The organism is Arthrobacter sp. zg-Y750 (assembly GCF_020907365.1).
Taxonomy (GTDB): domain Bacteria; phylum Actinomycetota; class Actinomycetes; order Actinomycetales; family Micrococcaceae; genus Arthrobacter_B.
In genome coordinates this window covers 75,624-90,033 of the sequence record NZ_JAJJOC010000008.1, presented here as the reverse complement: position 1 = coordinate 90,033, position 14,410 = coordinate 75,624, and the positions used below count along the sequence as shown (strand labels likewise).

General features: G+C 66.4%; 15 protein-coding genes and 1 tRNA gene. 8 read left to right on the top strand and 8 right to left on the bottom strand.

Annotated features, from left to right (window positions below; genetic code table 11):
* Positions 1–151 precede the first annotated feature (151 nt).
* Entirely contained in the window at positions 152–1,411 is a 1,260-nt protein-coding gene (locus LOC57_RS05920) for a DUF445 domain-containing protein (RefSeq protein WP_442860708.1), read from the top strand.
* Here the strand turns inward: LOC57_RS05920 and LOC57_RS05915 are convergent.
* The 3 genes from LOC57_RS05915 to LOC57_RS05905 form a co-directional block, all read right to left on the bottom strand.
* Entirely contained in the window at positions 1,408–2,169 is a 762-nt protein-coding gene (locus LOC57_RS05915) for a hypothetical protein (RefSeq protein WP_229958679.1), read from the bottom strand. The genes LOC57_RS05920 and LOC57_RS05915 overlap by 4 nt on opposite strands.
* A gap of 174 nt (positions 2,170–2,343) precedes the next feature.
* On the bottom strand, positions 2,344–2,619 hold the full coding sequence (locus tag LOC57_RS05910; protein WP_229958677.1) for a GlsB/YeaQ/YmgE family stress response membrane protein: 276 nt from the start codon (positions 2,617–2,619) through the stop codon (positions 2,344–2,346).
* Positions 2,620–2,792: 173 nt separating this feature from the next.
* The gene (locus LOC57_RS05905; RefSeq protein WP_229958675.1) at positions 2,793–3,440 is read right to left on the bottom strand and encodes an alpha/beta hydrolase; all 648 of its coding nucleotides are present in this window, start codon (positions 3,438–3,440) and stop codon (positions 2,793–2,795) included.
* A gap of 240 nt (positions 3,441–3,680) precedes the next feature.
* Between LOC57_RS05905 and LOC57_RS05900 the strand changes: the two genes are divergently transcribed.
* Genes LOC57_RS05900 through LOC57_RS05885 form a run of 4 tightly spaced genes read left to right on the top strand, consistent with a single transcriptional unit; the run spans position 3,681 to position 8,972 of the window.
* Entirely contained in the window at positions 3,681–4,712 is a 1,032-nt protein-coding gene (locus LOC57_RS05900) for a 1-phosphofructokinase family hexose kinase (RefSeq protein ID WP_229958673.1), read from the top strand.
* A complete protein-coding gene (locus LOC57_RS05895) occupies positions 4,712–6,898 on the top strand; it encodes a PTS fructose transporter subunit IIABC (protein ID WP_227912502.1) in 2,187 nt (728 codons plus the stop codon). The genes LOC57_RS05900 and LOC57_RS05895 overlap by 1 nt, the downstream gene beginning before the upstream one ends.
* 30 nt (positions 6,899–6,928) lie before the next feature.
* A complete protein-coding gene (ptsP, locus tag LOC57_RS05890; protein WP_229958758.1) occupies positions 6,929–8,653 on the top strand; it encodes a phosphoenolpyruvate--protein phosphotransferase in 1,725 nt (574 codons plus the stop codon).
* 40 nt (positions 8,654–8,693) lie between these two features.
* A complete protein-coding gene (locus LOC57_RS05885) occupies positions 8,694–8,972 on the top strand; it encodes an HPr family phosphocarrier protein (RefSeq protein ID WP_227912504.1) in 279 nt (92 codons plus the stop codon).
* Between the two features lie 162 nt (positions 8,973–9,134).
* Here LOC57_RS05885 and LOC57_RS05880 read toward each other — a convergent pair whose 3' ends face one another.
* From LOC57_RS05880 to LOC57_RS05865, 4 genes are all read right to left on the bottom strand, one after another.
* Positions 9,135–9,872, bottom strand: coding sequence for a hypothetical protein (locus tag LOC57_RS05880; RefSeq protein ID WP_229958671.1), 738 nt, complete (start codon positions 9,870–9,872; stop codon positions 9,135–9,137).
* A complete protein-coding gene (locus LOC57_RS05875; protein ID WP_229958668.1) occupies positions 9,869–10,600 on the bottom strand; it encodes a hypothetical protein in 732 nt (243 codons plus the stop codon). Before LOC57_RS05875 ends, LOC57_RS05880 begins: the two co-directional genes overlap by 4 nt.
* Before the next feature lie 130 nt (positions 10,601–10,730).
* The gene (locus LOC57_RS05870; protein WP_229958666.1) at positions 10,731–11,030 is read right to left on the bottom strand and encodes a GNAT family N-acetyltransferase; all 300 of its coding nucleotides are present in this window, start codon (positions 11,028–11,030) and stop codon (positions 10,731–10,733) included.
* A 58-nt stretch (positions 11,031–11,088) separates the two neighbouring features.
* A complete protein-coding gene (locus LOC57_RS05865) occupies positions 11,089–11,661 on the bottom strand; it encodes a hypothetical protein (RefSeq protein WP_227912508.1) in 573 nt (190 codons plus the stop codon).
* Positions 11,662–11,855: 194 nt separating this feature from the next.
* On the opposite strand from LOC57_RS05865, the gene LOC57_RS05860 reads away from it, so the two are divergent.
* A complete protein-coding gene (locus LOC57_RS05860; protein WP_229958664.1) occupies positions 11,856–12,953 on the top strand; it encodes an iron-containing redox enzyme family protein in 1,098 nt (365 codons plus the stop codon).
* A complete protein-coding gene (locus tag LOC57_RS05855) occupies positions 12,950–13,252 on the top strand; it encodes a CDGSH iron-sulfur domain-containing protein (RefSeq protein WP_442860155.1) in 303 nt (100 codons plus the stop codon). The genes LOC57_RS05860 and LOC57_RS05855 overlap by 4 nt, the downstream gene beginning before the upstream one ends.
* Positions 13,253–13,355: 103 nt before the next feature.
* Here LOC57_RS05855 and LOC57_RS05850 read toward each other — a convergent pair.
* Positions 13,356–13,428: transfer RNA gene (locus LOC57_RS05850), tRNA-Lys, on the bottom strand.
* 193 nt (positions 13,429–13,621) lie between these two features.
* Here LOC57_RS05850 and LOC57_RS05845 point away from each other — a divergent pair.
* On the top strand, positions 13,622–14,263 hold the full coding sequence (locus LOC57_RS05845; protein WP_227925987.1) for a hypothetical protein: 642 nt from the start codon (positions 13,622–13,624) through the stop codon (positions 14,261–14,263).
* The last annotated feature ends 147 nt before the right edge of the window (positions 14,264–14,410 follow it).

The following is a 14,410-nucleotide window of genomic DNA, read 5'->3' as shown; positions in this document are numbered from 1 at the left end:
CCCTCGTAGCGCGGGTGCCCAAATCACTGATTAGATTGGGAAGAGGTGGTCCGGCTCGCCGAAGTTGACTTGCCGGGCCCGCACTGGAAGATGAGGGAGCGGTATTGAAAGACGCGTCAGCCATGTCCATGCAGGCCGGGGAGGTGCACGCGTGAGCACCCAAGCGGTCCCCACCGATGAAGAACGCGCCTACGCCCTGCGGCGGATGAAAATGCTGGCCACGGGCCTGCTGATCCTGCTCGCGGTGATCTTCCTGTTTTCCTTCGCCCTGCAGGACCGCTATCCCTGGCTCGAGTACGTCCGCGCCGCGGCGGAAGGCGGGATGGTGGGCGCTCTGGCGGACTGGTTTGCCGTCACCGCCCTGTTCAAGCACCCCATGGGGATCAAAATCCCCCACACCGCGATCATCCCGGAGAAAAAGGACCAGATCGGCGCATCGCTGGGCCAGTTCGTGGAACAGAATTTCCTCTCCGAGGAGATCATCCGGACGAAGCTGGACTCTATGCAGGTGGCACGCAAGGCGGGCATCTGGCTGTCCCGCCCCGAGGGGGCGGAGCGGGTGGCCACCGAAGGCGCCGCGGCAATCCGGGGCGCACTGCGGGTACTGGACGACGACGCCGTCCGCGACGTCCTCGAATCCATGTTCCGCCGGCACGTGGTGGACCCGCAGTGGGGACCGCCGGCCGGACGAATGGCCCAGCGCATCTTCGAGGAGGGCCACCACCACCAGCTGGTGAACCTGATCGTGGACAGCCTGGCAGACTGGGTGCTGGCCAACCCCGAGGTGATCGGACGCCTGGTAGCCGAACGTTCGCCGTCGTGGGTTCCCGCGTTCGTGGATGATCTGGTGGGTGAACGGGTGCAGATCCAGGCCGAGCGGTTCCTGATCGACGTGCAGGAAAACCCCAACCACCAGCTGCGCGTGGCGCTGGATAACTACCTCACCGGGGTGGCCAAGGACCTCCAGGAGGATCCGGCAACCATGGCCAAGGCCGACGCCGTCAAGGAGCAGGTGCTGGACGATCCGCGCGTGCGCGAGCTGATGACGCAGACCTGGACCACCATCAAGAACGCCCTGATGACCGCGGCCGAGGACCCGGACAGTGAACTGACCCGCAACTTCAAATCAGCACTGCAGGACTTCGGTACGCGCCTGGTGGAAGAACCGGAGCTTGCCGCCAAGATCAACGGTTACGTTGCCGACGCCGCCGGGTACCTGGTCCGGACCTACCGCAGCGACATTGCCGGCGTCATCACTGAAACGGTGGAACGCTGGGACGCGAAGGAGACCTCGGAAAAGATTGAACTGCAGGTCGGCAAGGACCTGCAGTTCATCCGAATCAACGGCACCGTGGTGGGATCCCTCGCCGGTGTGGCGATCTTTACGGTCGCCACGGCGGTCTTCGGCTAGGCGGTCTTGGGCTGGTTCTCCAGCCGCTCCAACTCCCCGGCCAGCTCGCCCGGAATAGTGGCCGGCGGTTCACCGAAGGCTGCACGGGTGGCCTTGATGATGCCCTTGCCCATTGCCCGGTTGCCGAATCCGCCAACGACGGCGCCCACACCGAGCGGCAGGGCACGTCCCAGCATGGCAGTGCCCTGGCGCGCCATGACCCGCTTCAGGAACTGCTTGCGGATGCTTGAGCCGACCGACCCCATCAGGCCAGAGGGCATGGCGCCGATGGTGCTGCCCCAGGACTGCGCGCTGCCGCGGCCAGCAAGGGACTGCATCATGGAGGTTCCTTCTTCACCCAGCATGATGGCCATCACCATGGTCCGGGACTTCTCCGGATCGGCGAGCCGTACACCATGCAGTTCAGCCACTGACTGCGCGTACAGGGCGGTGGCTTCCAGGAAACCGACCGTCGCTGCGGCGGAGAGTCCGAGGGCGGCCACGGTTCCGACGGCGGGAACCACCGCCGTGGCACCCACGGCCGCGCCGCCGCCCATCACCGCGTTCAGGTAGTGGCGGTCAAGGATGGCAATCAGCTCTGCGGCGGACGCTTTGGGGTGCTTGCGCTGCATCCGGCGGATGTTCGCCAGGACCAGTGGGCGCTGGACCTCCACGGCCCGCTCGATCGCCTTCACTACGTGCGGCTTGGGTTGCCCGTCGGGTCCGAAGGTGGCCTTCCCGGCCAACTTGGCTGCGGGGTTGAACTTACGTCGCTTCACAAGAACTCTCCTTGGGGAAATCCGGTGCAGGCTTCAACTCTACGGGGCGCGCCCGGAGCCGGGGGTCCCCCTGCACCTGGTTGCTTAAAGCAAAGGGCGGGGTCCGGCGGAAAATTCCGCGCGGGCCCCGCCCTTACTAATCAACACGCCGGGTTAGCGGCGCTCACGCACTACTTAAGCGCGGTTGCTGCTCTTGCGGGTTACGAAGCCGTAGATCAGCAGAACGATGATCGAACCAACGATCGCCAGGACCCAGGTCCACAGATTCGTCAGGCTGAAGAGCTCTCCGCCGTTGTTGAAAATGAGGCCGCCGAGCCAGCTACCCAGAAGAGCGCCAATAACACCCAGGATCAGGGTGGCGATCCAGCCGCCGCCCTGACGACCCGGGAGGATCATCTTTGCAATTGCACCTGCGATGAGACCCAGAATAAGGAACGCAATGAAACCCATTTGATTCTCCTTGCTGTGTGAGTGACAGTGATTTCAGCACTGCTTTGTGGGCAGCGCTTTCCTCCAGCCTACTTGATAAGCATGCTTAGGCGTAGTTTTTCCGAGAATTTTCATCTGGGTGAATGTGTGTTAGTTACCGCGGGCGTGTGGCCTGCGGCTGAGATACGGCATGGCTACGGCGTGTCGGAGCGCAGATACGCGGACAGAAATACGGACACGTCGGAAATCTCCGCGGCGGAAAGCGCGTGGCCCATTCCCTCGTAGGTACGGGCGGTGAGGGCCGTATTCTCCTCGAGCCACTGGCCGGTGTACTGCAGCGCATCGTCATTGATTACCCAGTCCTGCCGGTCCCGTCCCCAGAAGAACGGCACGCGCACAGGCAGCGGTTCGGCGACGGCCAAGAGCTCGTTCGGGGCTACAAAGCCCGACAGCCCGACGACGGCGCGGAAGTCCCGGGGACGCAGGCGCAGCAGTGTGGCGGCCATGGCCATGCCCTGGGAAAAACCGACGAGCGAGACCGCAGTGAAGCCGTATTCGGTCCGGACCCGGTCAATCCAGGCCAGCACGGACAGCGCCGTCTCCAGCACCTCCGAGGTGTCAGAGTTCAACAGCGGATCGAGCAGGAACCAGCCGCTGCCCTCGCCGACCGGCAGCGGTCCGCGCACCGCCGCCCCCACAGCGGTGTCCGGCAGCGCGGCAAAAAGCCGCTCCATTGCCTGTTCCCCGGATCCGTACCCGTGCAGGAGGACCACCAGGGAGCGTCCATGGCGCCGGTCCGCGGGCAGTGACCAGATGACGTTTTCCGCCGGCACGGTTTTCATCGGCCCAGCCTAGCCGGGGCACACCGTTTCCGGGCGGCGGGGGCCGGGCGGTCCGTGTCCCATTGCCACGGGCAGCGGACCAAAAGTAAAGTCGCATCAGCGAAGAAGCAGTGGCAGTCGCCACGGATCGCAGGTGTGCAGGTATCCGTACAGCGGCCGCCCCAGGACCGGGAAGCATCCCGAGTTCCGCCCGAATACCGGCCGTTTCCACGGGAACCACGGCCTGGATGGATCTCATTTATGATCGTTACCCTTACCGCCAATCCCAGCCTGGACCGCACTGTCGAGCTCCCGGGCGCGCTGGTGCGGGGCGCCGTCCAGCGTGCGGCGGGAACCACAGAAGAATCCGGAGGCAAGGGCGTCAACGTGTGCCGGGCACTGACGGCGTCCGGGGTCGCCTCGCTTGCAGTCCTGCCGGGGGCTGACGAGGATCCGGTGACCGCCGGCCTGCGGCAGGCCGGAATTCCCTACCTGAATATGCCCATCACCGCTCCGTTGCGGAGCAACATCACCCTGACGGAACCGGACGGCACCACCACCAAGGTCAATGCCCCGGGCCCCTCGCTCAGCCCGGTGGAGCAGGAAGCCCTGATCGCATTGGTGGTGGGGGCCTGCACGCCGAAAGAGGGCAGCGGACCGGTGTCCTGGTTGGTGCTGGCCGGATCGCTTCCGCCCGGAGTGCCGCCGAACTTCTATGCCCTGGTGGCGCAGGCGGTGCGGGAGCGGCTGGGCACTGAAGCCCCGCTCATCGCGATGGACTCCTCCGGCCCGCCGCTGACGGGTGCATTGATGCACGGCGCAGCACCGGACCTGCTGAAGCCCAATGCCGAAGAACTGGCCGAGGCGGCCGGTTTCTCCAACGAGGCGGCACTCGAGGCGGACCCGCTTCTCGCCGCCCGGGCCGCCGGCGTCCTGCGCGAACGCGGCGTCGGTGCCGCCCTCGTCACGCTCGGCGCCAAGGGCGCACTGCTGGTGACTGCCGACGGGAGCTGGTTGGCAACCCGCCCTCCGGTGCAGGCACGTTCCACGGTTGGTGCCGGCGATTCGGCCCTTGCCGGTTACCTGCTCGCCGAAGTGGCCGGCGTCCCCCCGGCGGAGTGCCTGCGCCAAGCCGTGGCCCACGGAGCAGCCGCGGCTGCCCTGCCGGGAACGGCAGTTCCCACCCTGGCCCAAACGGATCCCGGTGAAGTGACCGTTACCGCACTCAACATTGAGCCACAAGGCCCGATTGCCGGGAGGGCCGCCGCTGCGCCTCAAAAGGAGGAAAGCTAATGTCGGACCTCATCACCCCGGATCTGGTCACCCTGGACTCGGATCTGGGCGCGGACAAAGGCGGGGTCATTGAGCATCTGGCCCGCAACGTGGTCTCCGCCGGCCGTGCAACCAGCTATGACGAGCTGTACGCCGACGCCATGGCCAGGGAAGGCAAAACGGCCACCGGCGTTCCCGGCGGCATTGCCATCCCGCACTGCCGGTCAGCTGCCGTCACCAAGGCCACCCTGGCAATGGCCCGGCTTCGTCCCGCAGTGGACTGGGGCGCGAAGGACGGTCCGGCGGACATCGTCTTTTTCATTGCCGCTCCCGAAGGTGCGGATCAGGAGCACCTCCAGCTGCTGGCCAAGCTCGCGCGCTCCCTGATCCGCAAGGACTTCACCGGTGCGCTCCGTTCCGCAGGCTCCCCGCAACAGATTGTGGAGCTGGTGGACGGCGCGCTGGGCCTTGGCCCTGCCCCGGCGGAGGCGGGGTCCGCTGCCGGGGCGGGCGGGGCGGCAGCGGCCGGCACGGCCACCGGGGCCACGGCTGCGGGCACCGACGCCGGCTCCCGCGGCGGCGGGCAGGCCGCCGGTACGGGGGGATCCGGCGGAGACCGTGGAGGTGGTCACGGAGCAGATGCCCCGGCATCCGAGGGCGGTACGGGGGCCACGACGTCGGACACCTCCAAGTCCCCGCACATTGTTGCGGTGACCGCCTGCCCCACCGGTATTGCCCATACCTATATGGCGGCGGATTCCCTGGCCGCAGCGGCCGCCGAACGCGGCATCGACCTGCAGGTGGAAACCCAGGGCTCGGCCAAGTCCACGCCGTTGGACCCCACCGTGATCCGCAACGCCGACGCGGTGATTTTTGCCACCGACGTGGACGTCCGGGACAAGGGCCGCTTCGCGGGCAAACCCGTGATCAGCGGGCCGGTGAAGCGCGGCATCGACGAGCCGGGGGTGATGATCGATGAAGCCCTTGAATCGATCAACAACCCCAACGCGCGGCGGGTGTCCGGCGGCGGAGGCGGCGGCGAGGAACGCGAAGGGGCCGCCTCCGGAGGGGAGAGCTTCGGCGGCCAGCTCAAGCGCGCCCTGCTGACCGGCGTCAGTTACATGATCCCGTTCGTCGCCGGCGGCGGACTGCTGATTGCCCTCGGGTACCTGCTGGGTGGTTATGAACTGGCCCTGGCCTCGGACGGCGGGGACGGTGTCGCCAACGGCGACGTGATGCTGGACGGGACGTCGCTCTTCAGCTTGCCGCCCGAGGGGCTGATCCCGTACCTGGGTGCGGTGTTCTGGAAGATCGGCAACCTGTCCCTGGCATTCCTGGTGCCCGCACTGGCCGGCTACATTGCCTACGCACTGGCGGACCGCCCCGGCATTGCCCCGGGCTTCACCGCCGGTTCCGTGGCCCTGTTCATGGATGCCGGGTTCATTGGCGGCATCATCGGCGGCCTGCTTGCCGGGTACATGGCCCGGTGGATCGGCAACTGGAACGTACCTTCCTGGATGCGGGGACTGATGCCGGTGGTCATCATCCCCCTTCTGGCCTCTCTCATCGCCTCCGGCCTGATGATCCTGGTCCTTGGCGGCCCCATTGCCGCGCTGACCCTTGGGCTGAACAACTGGCTCACGAGCCTCACCGGTGTGGCGGCCATTGGGCTGGGTGTCATCCTGGGGCTGATGATGGGCTCGGATCTGGGCGGGCCCATCAATAAGGTGGCCTACGCCTTCGCTGTGGCCGGCCTGGGTGAAGGCAGCTTCGAGAACCAGGTGCCGTGGGAGATCATGGCCGCAGTGATGGCGGCGGGCATGGTTCCCCCGCTGGGCATGGCCTTTGCTTCAACGGTGCTGGCCAAGAACCGGTTCAGCATGGCTCTGCGGGAGAACGGCAAGGCCGCCTGGCTGTTGGGCGCCGCCTTCATCTCGGAGGGTGCCATTCCGTTCGCCGCGGCCGACTTCTTCCGGGTTATTCCCTCCACGATGCTCGGAGGCGCCGTGGCCGGTGCCATCTGCATGGCAACCGGCGTAACCTCACAGGCACCCCACGGTGGGATATTTGTCTTCTTCGCTATCGGCAACCTCCTGATGTTCGTGGTGGCGATCCTGGCCGGGGCTGCGGTCACAGGCTTCGTTTACGTGGGCCTGAAACGGTTTGTCGCTCCCCGCAGGAAAGTGGAGGAACCCGTTGCTGCGTAAGGCACCGACTCAAACAGGAAGGCATGGATGATGCGGACCATCAAGGGAATCGGAGTCAGCGCCGGGCGGGTCCTGGGTCCTTCGCGCCGGATGCCCCCTCCGGTGCCCGAGCCGGACGCAGACGCGAAGTTCGGTCCGGAGGCAACGGTGGACGGTGAGAAGGCCCGGCTGAAGGACGCTGCGGAAACCGTCCGGGAGGATCTGAAGCACCGCGCCGAAACCGCGTCCGGAGACGCTAAGGCGGTGCTGGATGCCACCGCCATGATGGCCACGGATCCCATGCTGCTCAAAGCCGCCGGCAAACACATCAACGCCGGCATGGCTCCCGACCGGGCCGTCTGGGAGGCGGGCATGGAAGTGGCCGCGATGCTCCAAAGCCTGGGCGGGTACATGGCCGAACGGACCCAGGACGTGCTGGATGTGCGCGGCCGGATTGTGGCTGAACTCAACGGGCTGCCGGCCCCGGGAATCCCCGGCTCCGACGCGCCCTTCATCCTGACCGCTGTGGAACTGGCGCCGGCGGATACCGCCACGCTGGACCCGGCCAAAGTGGTGGGCCTGGTGACCAGCGAGGGCGGACCGCAGTCCCACACCGCCATCCTGGCCCGCTCGCTGGGACTGCCCGCCGTCGTCGGCGCTCCGGGTGCGGACGGTATTGCAGACGGGGCGGAAATCTACCTGGACGGCGCCTCCGGCACAGTGGTGGAGGACCCCGGTGCGGCCGAGCGTGAGGCCGCGCAGAAATACGCCTCCCGGTCCGCACTTCCGGCCTTCAACGGCACCGGAACCACCGCGAACGGGCACCGGGTACCGCTGCTGGCCAATGTGGGCTCCGGCAAGGACGCCCGCGCCGCCGCAGAGGCGGGCGCCGAAGGCGTTGGCCTGCTCCGTACGGAATTCTGCTTCCTGGGCCGAGATTCCGAGCCCAGCGTAGAGGAGCAGGTGGATGCCTACGGAGCCGTGTTCGCGGCCTTCCCGGGCCGGAAGGTAGTGATCCGAACCCTCGACGCCGGCGCGGACAAGCCCCTGCCTTTCCTCACGGACGCATCGGAACCCAACCCGGCCCTCGGGGTGCGGGGTTTCCGCACCGACCGGACCTCTCCCGGCGTGCTGGCCCGCCAGTTGGAAGCCATTGCCGTAGCGTCCGGGGCGCACGAGGCCGACGTCTGGGTCATGGCCCCCATGATTTCAACCGCCGAAGAAGCAGCGGACTTCGCGGTGCTCTGCACGGCAGCCGGGCTGGGCATGCCCGGTGTGATGGTGGAAGTTCCTGCCGCGGCCGTGATGGCCGAAGCCATCCTGTCCCGGGTCCGGTTCGCGTCCCTGGGCACCAATGACCTGACGCAGTACACCATGGCCGCTGACCGCCAGCTGGGCTCCCTGGCGACCCTCAATGACCCCTGGCAACCGGCGGTCCTGCAGCTGATCTCCGCCACCGTTGCCGGTGCCGCCCGCGCGACGGCGGCTCTGCCGGCGGAACCGGGCACCGCGACGGCCGCTGCCGGAGCCAAGACCGTTGGAGTGTGCGGCGAGGCAGCCGCAGACCCGGCCCTCGCCGTCGTCCTGGCCGGCATGGGGGTAAACACGCTCTCCATGACGCCGCGGGCCTTGTCCAGCGTTGGTGCGGTCCTGGGCTCGGTGACCCTGGAGCAGGCGCAGGAGCTCTCCGCCCGCGCACTGGCGGCGCATTCCGCAGCCGAGGCCCGCACCATTGTGCGCAGCAGGCTGCCCGTCCTTGAACAGCTGGGCTTGTAAGCGCGGCCGGACATCCGGCACAACCACGGAAGGAAAAACAATGGCAGAACGCAAAGCCACAGTGGCCAGCCGGGTGGGGCTCCATGCCCGTCCGGCATCAATATTCGCCGAAGCTGCCGCAGCCTCACCGGTGGACGTGACCATAGCTATGGAAGGGACTCCGGCTGAGGAGGCTATGGACGCCTCCAGCATGCTTTCGCTGATGAGCCTGGGTGCCTCGCACGGAGACGTGGTGGTGCTCCGCTCGGACGGCCCCGGCGCTGAAAATGCCTTGGAGGATCTGGCCCGGGTGCTGGAAACCGACCTGGACGCACAATGATCCCGGGGCTGGCGATCCAGCCTTCCGCCTTAAAGTGACGAAGCCAGCGGCGCTGCCGCTGGCTTCGTTGCAACCTCACGCTGACCCCCCACAGGCAGCGGATGTTACATATTCATTATTCTGACACATGCGCATGAAAATGTGAACAAGTTTATCTAATCGTCACTTTACGTATGTTTGCATCAGAGGCGTTTGCTTAATTCGCTTCTTTGAGGCGATCCGCTGGCTGCCCAGCAAGGCCAGGCCCACGGTCGTGAGAATGATCGAGGAATACGGCACCAAGTGGTCCCAGGGATTCACGTCCAGGGGCGTAACGTCCTGGATTGCATAAAGCACGACGCCGATCAGACCGACACCCAGCAGTCCGGCTCCGGCCCGCATCAGGGACGGACGCCGGCGGTGCGCGGCTATGCGCAGGGCAGGGCCAACTAGACAGGCAGCTACATATCCCGGATAGACCCGCCCAAGCATCCCGTAGAGCATCACCGGCAGCTGCCCGCCGTAGCTCCGCAGGCCCGGCGAGGATACCGGCAGGTCCGCAAGGATAAACAGCACCACGGTGGCAATCCCCACTGCGATTACGACGGCGACACCGGCCGGGCCGGCGATCAGGCGGCCTGCTCCGGGGGCACGGAAGGCAACAGCAGCCTTCACACCAAGGATCAGGAAGAAGCCGTACATCGCGAAACGGATAATCACATTTGCAATGTTGATGCCGCCCAACGCGTTGTCGACGGCCAAATAGACTGGCGAGATCCCCAGTGCAATGGCAATGCAGAGCATCAGGAGTGCCCAAAAGAGCAGCGGGTTCCGCCCCTTCACCGCCGAGGGCAGGCGGGTCAATGCGAAAAGGCCGGATACGGCGAGCGCACCAACCTGAAACGCGGTGGCAATGCTCATCCCAGGTTCTCCAACAACGTCAGTTCATTTTCATTATCGTGTTCAAGCTTTTTCATGATCTTCCCCAAATAATCCAGCCGGTCCCGGGCCAGCAGGACCAGTTCGGAATCGCTGAGGGACGCCAGCGCCTGCTCTTGTCCGCCCTGGGGCCATCCGGCCTCATCCGGGGTGACCAAACCGATGGCGACCAATCCGCCGGGCAGGGACACGCCGGCGATCCGCGCCGCTTCCACGGCAAGCTCGGGTGCGAGGCGGCCTGCAGAGAGCTGCGCCGAAATGTTCTGCGGCGCAACCCCGGACTTGGCGCTGAGGCGTTGGCGCAGGTCCCCCGGATCCACCGCCTCGAACCAGGAGCGGATGGCGTTCCCGTGTCCGAACCCGGCGAGATCGGGCCCCTCCGGCCCAGCCGGTCCTTCCTGGGTAGCACGGGCCAAAATCATCTTCAGGATGCAGACGTAGGACACCTGGCTGATCAGTTCGGCGGTGGTGGGACGCCACGGTCCGCTGAGCAGATCGGCGTATTCCTCAAAGTCAGAGAGGGCTTCCACCGGGTTCTTACCGTAGGCGCGGGCCACGCGGACCACGGTGATTTCGGAGACCTTGCCGCGGACAATCTGCTGGGCAAGCGTGGAGCGCTTGATGCCGGTCCGGCGGCAGAGGGCGGCATTGGACTCACCCGGAGCAACTGCAGCCCGCCAACTCTGGAAAGACCTGGCAGGCAGCGCCATCCCGTCCCCCTCAATTGGATTTACTCCGACAACTGGAAGTATACTGTTGGAACTGGCTTCCCCTTCTGCGTTCCCCCCATATGCAGAGCGGGAAGCCAGCTCCAATTAACGCACACTTTGCGGATGGTCCTCAGCCCTGCGGCCAGGACACGTGATGGCTGTACTCCGGGTGTTTGCCGAGGTAAGCGGCCATATAGGAGCAGTAGGGCTTGATCCGCCGGCCGTCGCTGATGATGTCATCCACGGCATATTTCGCCAGCCGGGACGAGTAGCCCTGATGCCGGAAGGCCGGCTCCACCACCGTGTGGGTCAGCGCCACCGCATCAGGTTCAATCCGGTAGTCGGCAATACCCACCAGTTCTCCGTCCAGCCGCAGTTCGTACCGGTCCTGCCCGTCATTGCGCGAGACACTGATGTCTTTGGTTGTCATAGGCCGAGACTGCCACGTCAATCCCCCGCGGTCCACCCCGTTCCCGGCGCGGCCGCAGCTACGCTGCCCGGCCTCCCCCGGCAGCCCTTTCCGCCGCTTCCAGGCACCCGGCCAGCCGATCCACCGCTTGGCTGTATGCTGCTGCGTCCTCCGGTGTCCGCACCCCTGCACGCAACTGGTCCGCTGTTTTCAGGGCCCGGATGAAGTCCCTGGTCTCCGGGCTGCGTACATCCTGCAGACGGGGATACTCTGCGGCGAGCCACGGGTCCAGCTCATAGGCACTCCAGCGGGAAAGAACATCCCGGTGCCGCAGCGTGGTGCCGTGCACCTGAACCGCGGTGCGGTTCCGTTCCTGCTCCACCGCGCGGCGGCGGTTCCGCCACACCACCCACGCTGCCGCCGCCGTACTGCCCGCCGCGACCGCCCATCCCGCCACAGGGGTGTAATCCGGGGAAGCGGCCACCGCCCAGGCTGCGGTCATGAGCACACCCAGAAACGCCGTGAATCCCACCCAGAACAACCGCTCCCCGTCGCGGGCACGAAGCGCACGGTCAACGCCGGCGGCACCGGTCACCAGGACCAGTGCGAGCAGGAGCAGCGGAGGGATGACGGACCACACCGTACCGGACATCAAATGCTCCTTCCCGCTGGCCCGGGGCCGGCTCTTTCCTCCATTGCATCCAACGGGGCGGCAAAGGTCAATGCCGCAACTGCCGTTGCGGACAGGGTGCCTTGAGCCCATACCAAGTATGCTGACCTGTGGATTTGTCCCAGCCGTCCCGATGACTACTGCCGTCAAACGCGCCTTCAGACGTAAGGAAAGCAATGAAGATTCCCGCCCCGAGAGGGCGCGTCAGCGCCACCCTGATCGACCTGCTCCACGCCGGCCGCAGCACTGCCGGTTACGCTGCCCTGGACTCCGCAGTAACCGAGGCCCTGTCGGCCGGCGGCGACCTGCTGCGCGATGAAGACCTGCAGCTGGCCCTGTTCTGCCTGTACGAGCTGCACTACAGCGGCCTGGACGGCGTAGCGGACGACGCCGAATGGGAGCCGGACCTGATCCGCATCCGTGCCCGGCTGGAGGCCGCTTTCGAAGAGGTGCTCCGCCGCACCGTATCCCTTCCCGAGCTGCCCGCACCGCGCAGCGAAGACGTTGCCGAAACCCTCTTTGCCCTCGCCGCCAAGGACGACGGACCCAGCGTGTCCCGTTTTATCGCCAGCAAGGCAAGCGTCGAGCAGCTGCGCGAATTCCTTGTCCTGCGCTCGGTTTACCAGCTCAAGGAAGCCGACCCGCACAGCTGGGCCATTCCGCGGCTGCCGGTGGGCCGCGCCAAGGCCGCCCTGGTGGAGATCCAGGCGGACGAGTACGGCGGCGGCCGCCAGGAGCGTATGCACTCCAAGCTGTTCGCCAACACCATGGAGGGCCTGGGACTGGATGCCGGCTACGGGCACTATATCGACCTGGTGCCGGCCCTGACCCTGGCGTCATCCAACGCCATGTCCCTCTTTGGCCTCAACCGCCGGCTCCGGGGCGCGATCGCCGGGCACCTTGCCGCCTTTGAGATGACGTCCTCAATTCCCAATTCGTTCTACGCCCGGGGTTTCCGGCGGCACGGATTCAGCGACGAAGTCACCTATTACTTCGACGAGCATGTGGAAGCCGACGCCGTGCACGAACAGATCGCCGCCAGGGACCTGGCCGGCGGCCTGGCCGAAGCCGAGCCTGACCTGCTTGAAGACATCATTTTCGGGGCAGCAACCGTCCTGGCCATTGATGCCATGCTGGGCGAAGACCAGCTGCTGGCCTGGCAGGCCGGCAGCCCGGCGCTGCTTGCGCCCCTGCCCGACGGCGGCCCGGAAGAGGCCGGCCCTGCAGGATCCGCCTTGGCTGCGGCGGCCATCGCCGGCGGTGTAACCCCGTGAGCACCGAATCCGGCGCTCCCGTTCCCGACGGCGAAGGCACCCCGGCTCCGGGCGCTCCGGCGTCGATCGTTGCCTGCCCCAACGGCCCGCTCCTGGTCCGCGGCAACTTCGAGATAGTCACTCCGGACGGTGTCCCCGTGCCCAGGGACCGGGAAACCGTGGCGCTGTGCCGGTGCGGGGCCTCCGCCATAAAGCCTTATTGCGACGGCACGCACAAACTGATCAAGTTCGATACCGCCCGGCGTCGTCCGGTCCCCGGACCTGCACGCAAGGCGGGGCAGGACGCGGCAGCGGAATAGGACGGCTTCCCGTTTTACCCGCTGCACCAACCGCTGCCAACCAACCGCTGCCAACCAACAGAAATGGCCTGCCTTCCGAAGAAGGCAGGCCATTTGTATTGGGTGCGCCCAGCAGGGCTCGAACCTGCGACCCACGACTTAAAAGGACGTTGCTCTACCAACTGAGCTATAGGCGCACGCCGGGCTGCTGTGCAGACCGACTGTCCCACTTTATCGCACACCGCACAATCGCGGAAAACCCGTGCCGCCGGCCGTCCGGAAGTACCCCCGGGCAGGGGAAATCGGTTCCGCGGAGCGGCCTTGCCGAGGGCTGTCCACCGTCCCGGAACCCGCCTCGATTCTGCCCAAGGGCGGGAGTATTCTCGGATTATGAGTGAGTCCAATTCAACGCCGCGCCATCACAAGCCAAAGCCTCTTGCACCTGTGGACTTCGCCAATTTCCCCGGCGGCGCCGATCCGGCCCGCGTCTCGGAAGCGGCCCACCTGGCCGCGCAGGCCCTGGTCCACCACGGCCGGGAGAGCACCGATCCCGAGGTAACCCGCCGCCTGGTGGAACTGGCGGACCAGCAGGGGTTGGAAGCCGTGGCCGAGATGTGGGCCGAAAGCCCTGCCCGGTCGCTGCCCGGCGCGCTGTGGCGGCTCTATGCCCTGCGCACCTCCATCCAGCAGAACCCGGAGCGGGTGGCCTCCTTCTACGCCGCAGGCAAGGACGTTGCCCAGGTCTCCAAGGTTGTCGCCGGAGTGGCGGAACCGCTGGGCGCAGACGAAGTACGAACCATGGCTGACACCATCCTCTCCGGCGCCTTTGAGGGGGATTTCGACGTCGCGCTGGAACGCTTCGCCGCGTTCTGCCGGGTGGTCGCCCTCGGCCAGACGAACCACGCCGATTCCTCGGAGGCTTCCGACGCCAACCGTGCCACCATGCTGACCCGCAACGCCCGCCAGCTTGTCCGCACTGCAGAGGACCTGGAACATTCCGCGGCGGCGTGGCGGCGGGGTGAACTCGACTGAGGGGAAAACGGCCGCGCAGCACCGTGCCGGTGTGGCGGCCATCACGGTCCCGCCGCTGCGCGGGCAGCCGTGTTGACATCCCCGGCTGAGCGTAGAAAACTGAAATTGGTGTCGGACTGCGGAACCCCCGGGCTTCAACTCTGAGCC

Bases quoted from the DNA above. Each gene is read 5' to 3' on its own strand.
- LOC57_RS05910 (WP_229958677.1), bottom strand. From the start codon at position 2,619: ATGGGTTTCATTGCGTTCCTTATTCTGGGTCTCATCGCAGGTGCAATT.
- LOC57_RS05905 (WP_229958675.1), bottom strand. From the start codon at position 3,440: ATGAAAACCGTGCCGGCGGAAAACGTCATCTGGTCACTGCCCGCGGAC.
- LOC57_RS05900 (WP_229958673.1), top strand. From the start codon at position 3,681: ATGATCGTTACCCTTACCGCCAATCCCAGCCTGGACCGCACTGTCGAG.
- LOC57_RS05895 (WP_227912502.1), top strand. From the start codon at position 4,712: ATGTCGGACCTCATCACCCCGGATCTGGTCACCCTGGACTCGGATCTG.
- ptsP (WP_229958758.1), top strand. From the start codon at position 6,929: ATGCGGACCATCAAGGGAATCGGAGTCAGCGCCGGGCGGGTCCTGGGT.
- LOC57_RS05885 (WP_227912504.1), top strand. From the start codon at position 8,694: ATGGCAGAACGCAAAGCCACAGTGGCCAGCCGGGTGGGGCTCCATGCC.
- LOC57_RS05880 (WP_229958671.1), bottom strand. From the start codon at position 9,872: ATGAGCATTGCCACCGCGTTTCAGGTTGGTGCGCTCGCCGTATCCGGC.
- LOC57_RS05875 (WP_229958668.1), bottom strand. From the start codon at position 10,600: ATGGCGCTGCCTGCCAGGTCTTTCCAGAGTTGGCGGGCTGCAGTTGCT.
- LOC57_RS05870 (WP_229958666.1), bottom strand. From the start codon at position 11,030: ATGACAACCAAAGACATCAGTGTCTCGCGCAATGACGGGCAGGACCGG.
- LOC57_RS05865 (WP_227912508.1), bottom strand. From the start codon at position 11,661: ATGTCCGGTACGGTGTGGTCCGTCATCCCTCCGCTGCTCCTGCTCGCA.
- LOC57_RS05860 (WP_229958664.1), top strand. From the start codon at position 11,856: ATGAAGATTCCCGCCCCGAGAGGGCGCGTCAGCGCCACCCTGATCGAC.
- LOC57_RS05845 (WP_227925987.1), top strand. From the start codon at position 13,622: ATGAGTGAGTCCAATTCAACGCCGCGCCATCACAAGCCAAAGCCTCTT.